The sequence below is a fragment of the Umezakia ovalisporum Ak1311 genome, from assembly GCF_029891685.1.
Classification (GTDB): Bacteria; Cyanobacteriota; Cyanobacteriia; order Cyanobacteriales; family Nostocaceae; genus Umezakia; species Umezakia ovalisporum.
Window position 1 is genome coordinate 1 of record NZ_JANQDJ010000043.1, and the last position, 13,176, is coordinate 13,176.

Here is a 13,176-nt window from a genome sequence, read left to right on the forward strand (position 1 = left end):
CAACGGTCTGAGGATGTCTTTGACAATCTTGGGAAATGAATTTATAATCATTATCAATTATTCTATTTTAATACTTCGCCCAGAATTTACCATATTTTGGGCTATTTTTATCACCTCTTTCTTAACATTCAACACTTGTGCCAATTAGTAATTACATGGAAAAACCTCTAAACTACCAATTCACAGAATTAATAACTTCTTTGTATTTCAACACATAACCTTTGGTCATTGTGCTTACAGAGTAGTTATTCCAAGTGTTTTTAACCATTTGTTCTCGATTAATATTATTTGCAATTAATGCAATCTTTGCTACCATTTCCTCAACAGATGTGGCAAGATAGCCATTCATTCCTGGTTTGATTAACTCTTTAGCTGCTCCTCTATTAAAAGAAATCACAGGACAACCACAAGCCATGGCTTCAATCATTACCAATCCAAATGGTTCTTCCCATTGTATGGGATTTAAAAAACAGTAAGATTTTTGCAATAATTCTACTTTTTCTCCATTACTAATAGGTCCTATATATTCAGCATAATCTCGGTGTTCTTCAATTAATGGTAAAATTTCTTTGTAGAAGTAACTAGCACTTTCTGGTAAATAAGTATCTACTATCCCTGCAAGAATAATTTTTCTTTTTGCCTTAATTGCTGCTTCTATTGCATATTTTGTACCTTTATCTCTAGTAATTCTCCCAATCCACACCAGATTTTTTCTTGGTGATATTTCTGCTTGTATAAATTGATATTCTGATAAACCGTGAGGGATAATTCCTATAAAATTTAAGGGTAGTTTCGAGTCTATAATTGCATTTTTTTTTGCTTCCTCGCTGATAGCAATTAATGGAGTGTGTGGAGCAAAACTAAAATAGTATTTATCTCCGTGACCTAAATTATGTTCTCTTTTATCAAAGGGAAACTTGCTGTGTATAGTACATATATGGGGAATTTTGATTTGAGATGCCAATTTAAATATTATTAAGTCTGACTCTGAAGAAAGATGAGTATGTATGATATCATATTTTTCCTGATTATGTGCTATTTCTCTAAAAGTACTAATCATGTGATATTCAGGTTCAATACAGTTAGTCCAAGGGATTTTTTGCTGAGACAGTGAAATGTCTATGTAATATCTTAATTTTCCAGTTGTCTGGGAATCTCCTGACGCAAAAAGAGTGACATGATGACCTTGTTTAACTAATTCTTCACTTAAATTGCTGATGACTGCTTCTGTTCCACCATAATCTTTTGGAGGTACAGCAAACCAAGGAGGTGCTACTTGTGCTATTTTTATAGTTTGATATTTTTCATCAAAATTTTGCCCACTAGAAATTAATTGATTCTTGGGTATTAAATTATCTTCAAGTAATTTACCTTGGCTAATGGGAGGGTGAACAAGTTGTTTGAGTTGTTCACTATCCGCAGCTTTTGTTTGAGTCATTAAAGTTGATTCCTTCTATAATGAAGTTAATTATTTTAACTTAAAAAATAGTAATTAATCGGGGAATCTTGTACCATCTAAATCAGTTTTGTGAGGTTACCTCCTCCTAAATCAACACCGGAAAAATCTATTTTTGAGCGGGATATTGTTGTTTTAGTTCATTGGGCTGGATTTGCTGTATTTTCATTGAAGTTATTAAAATAGCAATACCATCATGTTTTGCCAAATAAGCCTTTCTTGGTTGAGTAAAATTAACGAGAACCAATAGCACAGTGAACAACACACTGTAACCTCAACAAGTGATGTTACAGTGAGTTGTTCAGCGTCATACATAACAGAAAGTTCATAAGCGAACTTTTCTTGCAAGTTAGTGAGTTTTGTAATAGCCGCAAAACACTCTTGTAGATTAATCATGTTATTTTCATGATTGAATATATTGGTTGTAATTGAGGAGATAATTCCTAATGCTAACTTGGCAATATTTATTGCTCATCACACTAAAGAAAGAATTAATGATAAAATAATAAGTATTAGATTATACATCTAATAAATGGAAGTTCTATTAACAAAAGCCGTCAATGTTCTGGATTAAAAGGCTCAAAGTTGATATTTCATAATTTGAATTGATTAATTACAACCTATTTAATTAAGTTTAAACTTATTTAGGCAAAAATGATGTGTCTTTAAGCAAATCTCGTTGTTACATTATCGGTACAATGACGCGTCTAAAATTTCTCACACATCTTCTCAAAGTTACATATTAACTGTTAATTTTTTTAGATTTGTGAAATTTACGTATTTCAACTGAAAACTTATTTATACAACTAATAAATACTAGAGTGATCATGACTTTAGCTGCTTTAGCCACTGAATTTTTGGTAGTGATGCATAGTAATGATCTATTGTCCTAGGCAGGTATTATAATCATGAACAAAATACCAGACTGCCCCAATGTAGTTGTGGAGTGATTTGGAGAACGACAATGTTTTACGGACTAAGGGCGCGACTCGTTGCCTAAGGGTATTATTGAATCCTTCGATATAACTTGTCTGACCACTATCTTTACCCACTGCATGATGGCCTTTACTTGGTAACACTTGTTCATATGCCTCCCAGAAATCTGTGTATCAAACTGCACACTGACGGTAGACTGGTGGAGGCGATAGCCATAACTGTTTTGCTGATTGGCTAGAGCGATGACCAATATATACGCCGACAATTTCTCGTGTTGTATCGTCAATTGCAAGCCAAATCCATTGTTTATTGGCTTTCGACCCTACATATGACCACATCCCAATATTTAGGAATTTGGTAATATTTCTGATTTACGTAGTATTGAAGCCAACGTAATGAGGCTTTGGTAATCCGAGGGATGGTTACCAATAAAACCCGTTCAAGTAAAAGTTTATCGATTAACCCACGTGTTGAGTTATCAATCGGTTGTCGCGTTAGACTTTCGACAAGTTGTCGTCCACAATTTTGGCATTTGAACCGTTGTTTTCCGTAATGAGTGCGTCCATTTTTCACTATGTTATTCGAGTTGCATTTAGGGCAGTGCATAGCTCCTGTATTGAAGGACACTTCCTTATTCTATCATTACTATGCATCACTACCCAAAATTTTTGCTGTCATCATTGTCAATGATGAACAGTTTTTTTATCAGTGTAAATCTAGGGTAGACAGAACACAGGAAGCATTTACCGGTTTTCGCCAAAGAAACAGTGGCCATGGGGGATATATAGGTACAATGCAAGTAGTTACACATCAAGAAAATCACCTGATAGCAAAACTAGAAACGGAATTAAAAGCTATAAATACTAGACTCAAAAGTGCTAGGGTGAATGTTTCCATCAGAAAATCCGGTAAGTCATTACAACTGAGAAGTACCCTACCCATTAAACCAGGAGATTTTGACAAAAACGGTATAGGAACAAAGCAATACGATATTTCTTTGGGTATTCCCTTTAATTTTCATGGCTTACAAACTGCGGAGGAAGAAGCCTATGAGCTAGGAAAGTTAATAGCCAGAAAACAGTTTCAATGGAATGAAAAATACTTAGGCAAAACTCACAATAAGGTTACAAAGAAAACCATTGGTGATTTAATTGCAGATTTCGAGGTGAATTATTTTCAAACTAGAAAACGTACCCTGAAAAGTGAGAATACATTTAGTAGCTATTTTTATATTGCCCAAAAACATTTACCCAAGAATAAATTAGCAATAGATATTAACTTTATTACAGCTGTAAAACTTTGTAATTCTTCAGATAGTGTGAAAAATGAGCTAATTAAAGTTATTCGGGTGCTGTGTAAATGTTCTGGTTTAGAAGTCCCAGAAATGAGTAATTTAAAAATAAAACCTACTGCTCAACGTCACCGTGATATACCTAGGGATGTAGATATAGAGCAAGAATATCTCAAGTTTGAAACTTATTCAATCAACCGCCCTAGTAAATTGCTCACCAGAGAAGATAGGAATAATTGGAAACTATGGCGCTGGGTATACGGAATGTTAGCTACCTATGGACTAAGACCTAGGGAAATTTTCGTTAATCCTGATTTAGATTGGTGGTTGTCTTCGGATAATATCATGAATACTTGGCGAGTAAATCAAGAGTGTAAAACTGGTGAAAGGGAAGCTTTACCATTATATCCCCAGTGGGTAGAAACCTTTAATTTAAAAGCTGATACCGAGGCTATTGAATTATTAAAAGCCAAAATTCAGGGTAAAGTTACCAATAAACAAATTAACTCGGCTCGTCATGGTACAGACAGATGGTTTAGATTTGTGGGTATTCCTTTTCAACCTTATGATTTACGCCACGCTTGGGCCATTCGCGCCCATTTAATGGGGATTCCTATTAAAGCTGCTGCTGATAATTTGGGTCATTCGGTAAATATGCACACATCTATTTATCAAAGGTGGTTTAGTTTAGAAAATCGCAAGGTGGCCATTGCACAAGCTATTAATAAAAAGTCACAGATGGAAGATTTGCAAGATATAGTTATTAAGCTGGAACATGAAAATGAGAAATTGAGAATAGAAAATGAAAGATTGCGCTTAAAAATGAAAAATCAAGAGTTAATACGCATAATTAATTAAATCTTTTAAGTTGTATGATTGCTCTTAGGCTTTATTGCATCAACCCAACCTAGAGTATAATGGAGTTAATATGAAAATTTCAGAAATGGAATGCTATAAATTATGCCTTATAGTCAGTTTACATCTATCGGTAAGGTTAAAGAAGCTTTCGGCTTGAAAACTCAAGAAGGTGGGAGATTTATTCCTGATAACCAAACAGTTGAAGTATCTGCTACTTTGAAAGCATTTTTAGAAGAAAGTTTACCCATTTCTTCTTCTGCTAGTGAAAAAGCCCGTTCTGAAGGAATTATTTACCCAGTCTTACTAGAAATAAGAAAAATTTTAAATCGGCAAATTAGCTTATTTTCCGGTGAAGATTTTACAGTTGATGAGTCAGTTGGACTTAATGGAATGTGTGATTTTCTGTTAAGTAGTTCTCCTGAAGTGTTAGAAATTGAAGCACCTGTAATTGTAATTGTTGAGGCAAAAAAGTCTGATTTAAGAACTGGTTTTGGACAATGTATTGCAGAGATGGTGGCCGCACAAAGATTTAATGCTGCAAAAAATCGTCCATTTTCAGTTATATATGGTTCCATTAGTAGTGGTACACAATGGCGATTTTTAAAGTTGGAAGGTGATACTGTAACTATTGATTTGATGGATTATTCTCTCCCACCTGTGGAGGAAATTTTAGGTATGTTGGTTTGGATGATTGAAAATAGATGATAGTCAATGGAAAATTAAAAATTATTCTCACGGTCAGCAGCGAAAACAAGACAGGCTTTAATATCTTCTGAAGTAAGTTCGCAAAAGTCTTGGAGAATTTCGGCTTTTGTCACACCACCTGCAAGATATTCCAAAATATTATATACAGTTATTCGCATTCCTCGAATACATCGCAAGGTGGCTATTGCACAAGCTATTAATAAAAAGTCGCACATGGAAGATTTGCAACAGAAAAATGAACGGTTGAAATTTGAAAATGAAGGTTTGTGATTACGTTTGGAATGTTTAGGTTTAACAGTTGTGGTTAATTAAATGGCTGGTAAAAATAAATTTTAGTGACATAATCAAGTATTTTTAGTATCTAAATTTCAGTTTAAGACTATGGTTAAATATTTAATAAACCTAAATCTGGTAATTCTTCTACAATCTTCACGGTTTCTAAACTAACGGTAATGATTTGTTTGACTAACCTGACTATATACTGCTCATCATCAAGGCGGTTGGGATTATTGGTAATTCCGCTCAGTTTATCTGTTTTAACTTGATATTGGTCTATAATCCAATCCAGAGCGGAACGGTTACCCAGACGGTAGTTAAAGACTTCTGGGGGTATACCGGTTAAGGTGAGAAAATCATTATATTTGATTTGAGTTTTATCTTTGCATAGGCGCATTTTTTCCACAAGCCAATCTATGGGTAAGTCTTTATTTTCTAGATGTTTGAGGGGATATTGGGGCTGTTTTTCGTAGTTGATATGAATTTCTGCAAGTCGTTTTCCCGCGGTGACAAAGGAGTGAAACTCAGGAGCGTAGGGAATGCGGGGAAGTTCTTTTTTGAGGTTGGCTGCGTAGCGTTCCCGGTAGTGGGGATGATGGAGGACTGCATAGATGTAGTAGAAGATGTCCCATTTTGTAATTGTGGTATCTTGGTAATGATGGCGATATGTTGACAATGCCCAGTGTGTGATGTTTTCTTGGCGGTTTGTCCCGTCTTCGTTATAAGTGTAAAAGGGGAAACATTGAGTACCACACCCCCCACCAACAAGATGTAAATCGCAAATCTGGTTACATATAAATATCATAAACGGCTTTTCAGAACCACAGCCAGTAAGACAAATCACCCGATTTTCTGCTTCAGTTTCAACAGTGGGGAATATTACAGGGAACTTCCCACGTCTATGAATTAAAACTTGATCAAAATAAACATACTGTAAAGTAAATGGCCTATACAGAGCTATTCTGATGTTGGCTAAATTAAATTCTGTAGAAACACCAGCATTTAATAATTGTTTTAATTTACTACTCCATTTAATTTTTTCGTCATCATATAAAACAAAAGAGTCAATATTTTGTTCAGATTTGGCGCTGGTTTTCCACTTAAAAACCTGTTGGTTATAGGTTTCAACTAAAACATTGATATTTTTAATTAAATCCTCAACTTGATAACTATAAACCCAATTATCCCTATTTGTACTAATACCTAAGCTGTAAAGTGAAAAAATGGCTGAGGTATTTGCAGATGTAGATTTTATCTCTTTATTACCTATGGGTAAAAATTCATGATAATCTAGTTTTAACTCATTGGTTAACCAATTATGATTTTTATCTGGTGTAATTTCTTGCCATTCTACATTACCCGTATGCTCAAGTTTTTCTAAATAGGCTAACCTTTGTTCTTTTGTCCAAGCGTCATCTATTGCGGCGTAATATATTTTGGCTTGTTTCATAAATCCTTTGGTTCTAATCCGGTTTTCTTAGCAATGTGAGTAAGCATTTTTGAGCCAATTTCATCACCATGTCCAATTCTAGTTTGTCAGCAATCACTTTTTCTTCACAAAGATATTCACACTCACACCTACTTGAATATTAAATACATTATAAGCAGTTTTATCTGTGCGCTTTCTGATATTACCGCCTAAATCAAAAATATAAATGTTAGTAAATTCTTTTTCCAGAAATTCACGCATCCCATCAAAGGATAGCGCATCAATAAAACTATTATTAGTGACAAAAGCAATAATCCCTTCCTCCCGAATTCTATCACTCGCCCAGCGAATAGCTTTTACATAGGTATCTGAAAGTTTATTTTTTAATGTCGCCTTTGAGGCTTTGGCGTAGGTTGCGGCTACTCGGTCATCTATACCAGTTTTATCTTTATTAGTATATTTCCTATTTTTATTATTATCATTTTCATTCATCTGACCGACATTATAAGGAGGATTACCAATAATGACAAATATATCTGATTCTCTTTGTGTTTTGACCCGTTGCATATTTTCCGGGCTAAATAAATCTAACTGTGTAATGTTTTGGTCTTCAAAGGTATCAACTAAACATATTCCTGGAAAAGGTTTATATTCTCCCACTTGCTCAAAATATTCATGTTCAATATTGAGGGAGGCAATATAATAAGGTAATAACATCACCTCATTACAATGTAATTCATGGTTATATTTGTGAGGTAAAGCCGACTTTTGGATTTCGACAATTTCCCGCATTACCCGGATGATAAAGTTACCAGTCCCCACAAAGGGGTCAAGGATATGTACACCTTGGTGAACTAAAGACTTATTAAAGTCTTTTTGTAAAATCTCTTCTACACTCCTGACCATAAAATTTACAATGGGTTGGGGAGTATATACAATCCCGTGGGTATCTGCAACTTTGACGGAAAAACCTTGAAAAAACCGCTCATAAATTTTATTGAGAAAGTCTTGCTTGCGAGAAAAATCATCAATGGTGGCGGCGGTTTCTTCAATTGCACCATAAAATCTATCTAAACTACTTAAAAAATGACTTCTACTAAAAGACCTAGAAGTTAATGCATTAATTACTTTTTCAATTTCCGTTGCAATAATATTACGTTGAGTAAAGTCAGGATTGTTAAAGACACTTCTAAAAATCCGCTCGGTTAATAAATACTGAATTAACATTTCTTCTACCGCTGCTTCTGACAAGTTTGGGTTAATTGACTGGCGACAAAGTTGGAAGAAATCACTAAAAGCATGAATAAACTGTTTATTCTTTTTTTTCTGTTCCCGAATTAATTCTAATAAAGCTGTGGCGTGTTCCTTCACCCGCACACCAAACTCTTCCACTGCTTTATCCCATTGTTCAATAGCTGGGGGGCGATATTCAAATAAATGTCGGACTACATCGACTAAATTTTGGGGCTTGGTGATGTCTTCATCTAAAAGACATTTACCATTTTGGTAGAGAATGGCGCGATGTGGTTGCTGAAAAATAATATTATCTTTGGGATAACCCTTGGCGAGTTTTTTCTGTGCTTCTTTTTTTAAGTCGTCTTTCATATCTTTAACTTCCCAGTAAGCACGGGGTAAATTATAGTCATCTACTAAAGCTCCATCTATTCGTAGCTGTTGTTTTTTTTCTCTTTTTAGCCCATATTCTTGGATGAGAGTCCATTGAAACTGTTGACCGCAGGATTCGAGTAACTTTTGAAAAGCAGCTTTAACGGCGGTTTCGTGGACAACGCCCAATTTTTTAAACTGTTCTAATTCTTGATAATAGTGCTTAACAGGTTTGTGAGTTGTTTTGAGATTAAGAGCCAGCATATAAACCCTAATATTTAGATAATCAAAAAATCCAGATTGTCAAAATACTACACTGTAAACCTGTAGTCAGAAATGTTGACTGTTGACTGCCCAAGCTGTGCGTCGGTGATACAAAATTTGAGCAATTAATGATTATATTCTTAATAGACAATGAACTTTATCTGGGTAAAACGCAAAATTGTAAATTTTTATTGCAGGATTCAACGCTTCTGACCTCTAGTGTAATTACTTTATTTGTTAACCTGGGAAACTTTTCAAAGAAAAGTATTTTTTTTTAAAAGTTTGTAATTTATTTATCATAATTTATGTATACCTCTTGACAATGGGAGGTAAATAGGGTAAAAATAGGAGGTAAAAGTAGTAGATAAAGTCTAAAAAAACGCCTGTTCTAAGAAATTTCCTGGGGCAAAGTTAGGGCAAGGTTAAATCATCATTTGATTTCGGAGAATGGGAGAAACCCTAGAAATCACAGCTTAATCTTCACGGATAGGCATAGCAAAACCACCACATACAACGTCACCTAATACGTCGTAAGATACGAAGTCAACGTTTTGGTAAGCGCCGTTTTCTTCTAGGAAGTTAATAGCGGTGATAATACCACGACCAGCACAACCTACACCGGGTTCTGGACCACCAGATTCCACGCAGCGAACACCACGGAAACCGGTTAACATTACTTCTTCGAGTTCTAGGTCTTCTACAGCGCCTCTTTCAGCGGCCAGGTGAAGAACGGTGGTTTGTGCTTTGCTGTGTAACATCAAACGGGTGGAGTCAGCTTTGGGGTCACAACCAACGATGAGGATGCGCTGACCCATTTCTGCCATAGCTGCCAGGGTGTTTTGGGAAGTGGTAGATTTACCGATACCACCTTTACCGTAAAAAGCTATCTGTCTAATGTTTTCGTCAACTGACATGATTGTTTTTCTCCTGAGATTGGTTGGTTACTGGGTCTGTGTGTTGACGTTCACGCCTGTTGAGCTACGGCAGTGAGCGCGTGTAGAACGTCGCCGGGGGGCGATCGCTCTACAACAAATTGGGTCAGTGTTGGGGTCATAATGGTTCGGGGTTAAGTTTTTATGTATGTTGTTGATTTTGTTTAGTTGGTTTCCCGTGTCATTTGTCGAGCCTCCACTAGACAAATGACAAAGGAATTACACACTTTACAAATATGAAGAGAAAATAAGCAGGATTTGACGAAGTTATTCGCCAATCAATGCAGAGTTCCTTACTTGTTCAAAATGGCGGCTTTGAGGCTAGAGACTTTAGCCATTGCAGCGTTAGCGTCTTCTGCTGCAACCCCGGATGCGGTCATTGCTGCGCTCAGGTACTTAGTAATGGCTTCAAAGTGTTGGTCATTGAGGTTCATCCCTGAGTGGGTTTTGTCCATGGGACGGCCAGAGTATTGCTTTGGACCTTCGAGAATTTGAGAGAAAAAGGCAATTTGATGGGCGCGTTGTTTCGCCATATCGGTTTTAGCGAAGAAGCCTTTGAGGCTGTTGTCTGCCATAATGCTGTGGTGAAAGGCATCAACTACTTTCTCAAGTGTTGGCTGTCCACCAATTTTCTCATACAATGTAGTCATATCCTGTTCCTTGTGCTGCGAGTTGGATAATGGAATTGACAATTAGGTATTGTTGGTGTGTGTATTGGGTAGGAATGAAGCATTGATTGGGTCAAGTTATTTGGCTCAAGTCCTACTTAGGGTGTATTTGTAGGGTGTGTAAATTTTAAAATTACGGTTCCACTGCCACGACCACCAAGTTCTTGCCGACACGATGTTGCAACCTGGCTTCAATGGCAATCTTGAGGGTGGCTGTGCTGCTAGAACAAGAACCACAAGCTCCTTGAAGTAAGACCTTGACTTGATCGCCTTCTACATCGTAAAGTTCCACATCTCCACCGTCAGCAATCAGCACGGGTCTGACTTCTTCATCTAGAACTTTTTGAATCAGTGCAATTCTCTGCACATTTGTGAGGGGCTTTGGTGATTGCTGTTGAGAGTTAGCAAGTGGAAAGCTGTGGCTGTTAAGAGCAGGTGCGGGGGCTTTTTCCTTTACACTTCTTATTATATCATCAATATTCGCTAAACAGGAACCGCATCCGCCACCAGCTTTTACATAATTTGTTACCTGTTCGGCATCAGTGAGATGATTTTCTACAATCACACGGCGAATTTTGGCTTCGCTAACACCAAAGCAGCTACAAACTAATGCGCCTTCATCATCATCATGGGTAGGACGGGGTATGCCTCGATAATTATAAATAGCAGCTTCTAGAGCTTCTTGTCCCATGACAGAACAGTGCATTTTGGCTTCTGGCAAGCCCCCCAGGTAATCTGCAATCTGTTGATTAGATACTTTCAAAGCTTCATCTAGGGTTAAACCTTTGACCATTTCAGTTAAGGCACTGGAAGAAGCGATGGCACTGGTGCAGCCAAAGGTCTGAAAACGGGCATCTAAGATTGTGTCAGATTTCACTTCTACTTTCAAGTGCAGTCGCAGGGCGTCACCACAAGCAATACTACCAACTTCTCCGGTGGCAATTTTCACTCCGGGTTCGTCAGTTTCTTCAATAGCTCCCTGATTTTTGGGATTGTAAAACAAGTCTAATACTTTATCTGTGTAGTCCCACATGGTCAACTTTTGATTTGAGATTTTGGATTTTAGATGAGGGACTAGACATGAGGAAGAGGAAAAATCTTCCTCATAGCTAGTACCCAGTACCTAGTCCTTAACTATGAATTAGTGCTTGTTCTTGCAGCCAAGCCGCATCTTCATTTTTGAAGGGAGACATGGCGCGTAAACGTTCTACAATACCGGGCATGATTTCTATGACTTTGTGGATTTCAGCTGCTGTGGTGTAGCGAGACAGACTGAAACGAATGGAACCGTGTAAGGTAGTGTAGGGTAAACCCATGGCCCGGAGAACATGAGAAGGTTCTAGGGAACCGGAAGTACAAGCGGAACCAGATGAGGCACAGATTCCGTATTTGTTGAGGGACAGCAGAATTGCTTCACCTTCAATGTATTTAAAGCCGATATTTGTGGTGTTCGGTAATCTCTGCGTTAGGTCGCCATTTACTTCGCAGTCAGGAATTTTAGCGAGTAAAGTTTGCTCTAGGCGATCGCGCAGTTTTCTTTCTCTGGCGGTAGCCTCTTCTAGGTGTAAGAGTTCCAACTCGGCGGCTTTACCCAAAGCAATAATACCTGGAACATTCTCTGTTCCTGCTCGACGACCACGTTCTTGGTGTCCGCCAATGAGTAAGGGACGAAATCGCACACCGCGCCGGACATACAAAGCACCAATTCCTTTAGGAGCATGGATTTTATGACCGGACAAAGTTAACATATCTATGGTGCTGGTCTTCATGTTCATGGGAATTTTTCCCACTACTTGCACTCCATCCACATGAAAAATAGCGCCATACTCTTTAACTCTTAACCCAATTTGCTCAATGGGAAAAACCGTGCCTGTTTCGTTGTTGGCGTACATAATTGTTACCAAGGCGGTGTTGCCGGTTAGAGCAGCTTCTAGTTCATTTAAATCTAGCTGTCCCTGACGATTTACCGACAGATAAGTAACAGTGTAACCTTGGGTTTCCAGTTGTTTGCAGACATTCAAAACTGCTGGGTGTTCAACTTGCGTAGTAATGATATGTCGCTTTTCTGGTTGTGCTAACAGTGCGGCGCGAATGGCGGCGTTATCTCCCTCTGTACCGCAACTAGTGTAGACAATTTCTGATTCATCAGCACCGATGAGGGCTGCTAGTTGTTGGCGTGCTATCTTTACGGGTTTGGCAAGTTGTCCACCAAAGGTGTGCATACTAGAGGGATTACCATAGTAGTCCCGTAAGTAAGGCAACATCACCTCTAAAACTTCCGGGTCTACTTTGGTTGTAGCGTTATTGTCTAGATAAATGATGCTCATCCTGATACACCTATGACTTTGCTGTGATGTCGAGATAATTGCTCCGAGAATTTTTTGGAGTAATAATTAAACCAACGTTCCCAGTAATCTTGTTTGTTAGTTAATTTTGCTAAAGAGCGGTTGTAATTAGCAAACCAGCTTTCCCAATAATCGTTGGGTTGTTTGACACAACCGTTACAGGTGGGACAACCAGCTTTACACTGAGGAACGGAATAAACACTCCCAAAGCAGTTTGTACAAAGTTCCGGGTCAATCCAACGATTACCGTCAATTACTTTAACTGCATTAGTGGGACATACAGACAGACAAAGATCGCAGGAAATACATTGGCTAGTGATTTGGTAAGCCATGATTATTCTCCTTTTTGGGTATTGGGTATTGGGTAGGGGGTTACTAGGTACTGGGTAGAAGGTACTGATATTGGGAGGT

11 protein-coding genes and 2 pseudogenes are annotated in these 13,176 nt (G+C 37.6%); 2 read left to right on the top strand and 11 right to left on the bottom strand.

Annotated elements, in window-relative coordinates; all coding sequences use genetic code 11:
* Positions 1-172 precede the first annotated feature (172 nt).
* From NWP25_RS07215 to NWP25_RS07225, 3 genes and pseudogenes are all read right to left on the bottom strand, one after another.
* Complete coding sequence (locus tag NWP25_RS07215; protein ID WP_280699095.1) at positions 173-1,438, bottom strand: glycosyltransferase family 4 protein; 1,266 nt, start codon at positions 1,436-1,438, stop codon at positions 173-175.
* Positions 1,439-1,633: 195 nt separating this feature from the next.
* Positions 1,634-1,852 (bottom strand): hypothetical protein, encoded by a 219-nt coding sequence (locus tag NWP25_RS07220; protein ID WP_280652376.1) that lies wholly within the window; start codon positions 1,850-1,852, stop codon positions 1,634-1,636.
* A 485-nt stretch (positions 1,853-2,337) separates the two neighbouring features.
* Positions 2,338-2,998, bottom strand: a pseudogene (locus NWP25_RS07225) (IS1 family transposase).
* Here NWP25_RS07225 and NWP25_RS07230 point away from each other — a divergent pair.
* Together NWP25_RS07230 and NWP25_RS07235 are read left to right on the top strand one after the other, a co-directional pair.
* Complete coding sequence (locus tag NWP25_RS07230) at positions 2,967-4,541, top strand: integrase (RefSeq protein ID WP_280650245.1); 1,575 nt, start codon at positions 2,967-2,969, stop codon at positions 4,539-4,541. The pseudogene NWP25_RS07225 and the gene NWP25_RS07230 overlap by 32 nt on opposite strands.
* A 102-nt stretch (positions 4,542-4,643) precedes the next feature.
* Positions 4,644-5,246, top strand: a complete 603-nt coding sequence (locus NWP25_RS07235) for a hypothetical protein (protein WP_280650244.1) — start codon at positions 4,644-4,646, stop codon at positions 5,244-5,246.
* A 14-nt stretch (positions 5,247-5,260) separates the two neighbouring features.
* On the opposite strand, the gene NWP25_RS07240 is transcribed toward NWP25_RS07235, so the two are convergent.
* From NWP25_RS07240 to NWP25_RS07275, 8 genes and pseudogenes are all read right to left on the bottom strand, one after another.
* Positions 5,261-5,461 carry a DUF433 domain-containing protein gene (locus NWP25_RS07240; protein ID WP_280650243.1) on the bottom strand — a complete coding sequence of 67 codons (201 nt, stop codon included), beginning with the start codon at positions 5,459-5,461 and terminating at the stop codon, positions 5,261-5,263.
* 170 nt (positions 5,462-5,631) lie between these two features.
* Positions 5,632-6,972: a type ISP restriction/modification enzyme gene (locus tag NWP25_RS07245; protein WP_280699097.1), complete on the bottom strand. Its 1,341-nt coding sequence runs from the start codon at positions 6,970-6,972 to the stop codon at positions 5,632-5,634.
* A 93-nt stretch (positions 6,973-7,065) separates the two neighbouring features.
* The gene (locus tag NWP25_RS07250) at positions 7,066-8,820 is read right to left on the bottom strand and encodes an N-6 DNA methylase (protein WP_280699099.1); all 1,755 of its coding nucleotides are present in this window, start codon (positions 8,818-8,820) and stop codon (positions 7,066-7,068) included.
* Between the two features lie 479 nt (positions 8,821-9,299).
* Positions 9,300-9,734 (bottom strand): annotated as a pseudogene (locus tag NWP25_RS07255) (AAA family ATPase); the annotation flags it as partial.
* Between the two features lie 311 nt (positions 9,735-10,045).
* Positions 10,046-10,402 (bottom strand): group I truncated hemoglobin, encoded by a 357-nt coding sequence (locus NWP25_RS07260; protein ID WP_280650240.1) that lies wholly within the window; start codon positions 10,400-10,402, stop codon positions 10,046-10,048.
* A 151-nt stretch (positions 10,403-10,553) separates the two neighbouring features.
* Positions 10,554-11,453 carry a Fe-S cluster assembly protein NifU gene (gene nifU / locus NWP25_RS07265; protein WP_280657188.1) on the bottom strand — a complete coding sequence of 300 codons (900 nt, stop codon included), beginning with the start codon at positions 11,451-11,453 and terminating at the stop codon, positions 10,554-10,556.
* A gap of 97 nt (positions 11,454-11,550) precedes the next feature.
* Positions 11,551-12,747: a cysteine desulfurase NifS gene (gene nifS / locus NWP25_RS07270; protein ID WP_280692424.1), complete on the bottom strand. Its 1,197-nt coding sequence runs from the start codon at positions 12,745-12,747 to the stop codon at positions 11,551-11,553.
* Positions 12,744-13,097: a DUF362 domain-containing protein gene (locus tag NWP25_RS07275; protein ID WP_280650237.1), complete on the bottom strand. Its 354-nt coding sequence runs from the start codon at positions 13,095-13,097 to the stop codon at positions 12,744-12,746. Before NWP25_RS07275 ends, nifS begins: the two co-directional genes overlap by 4 nt.
* Between the last annotated feature and the right edge of the window lie 79 nt (positions 13,098-13,176).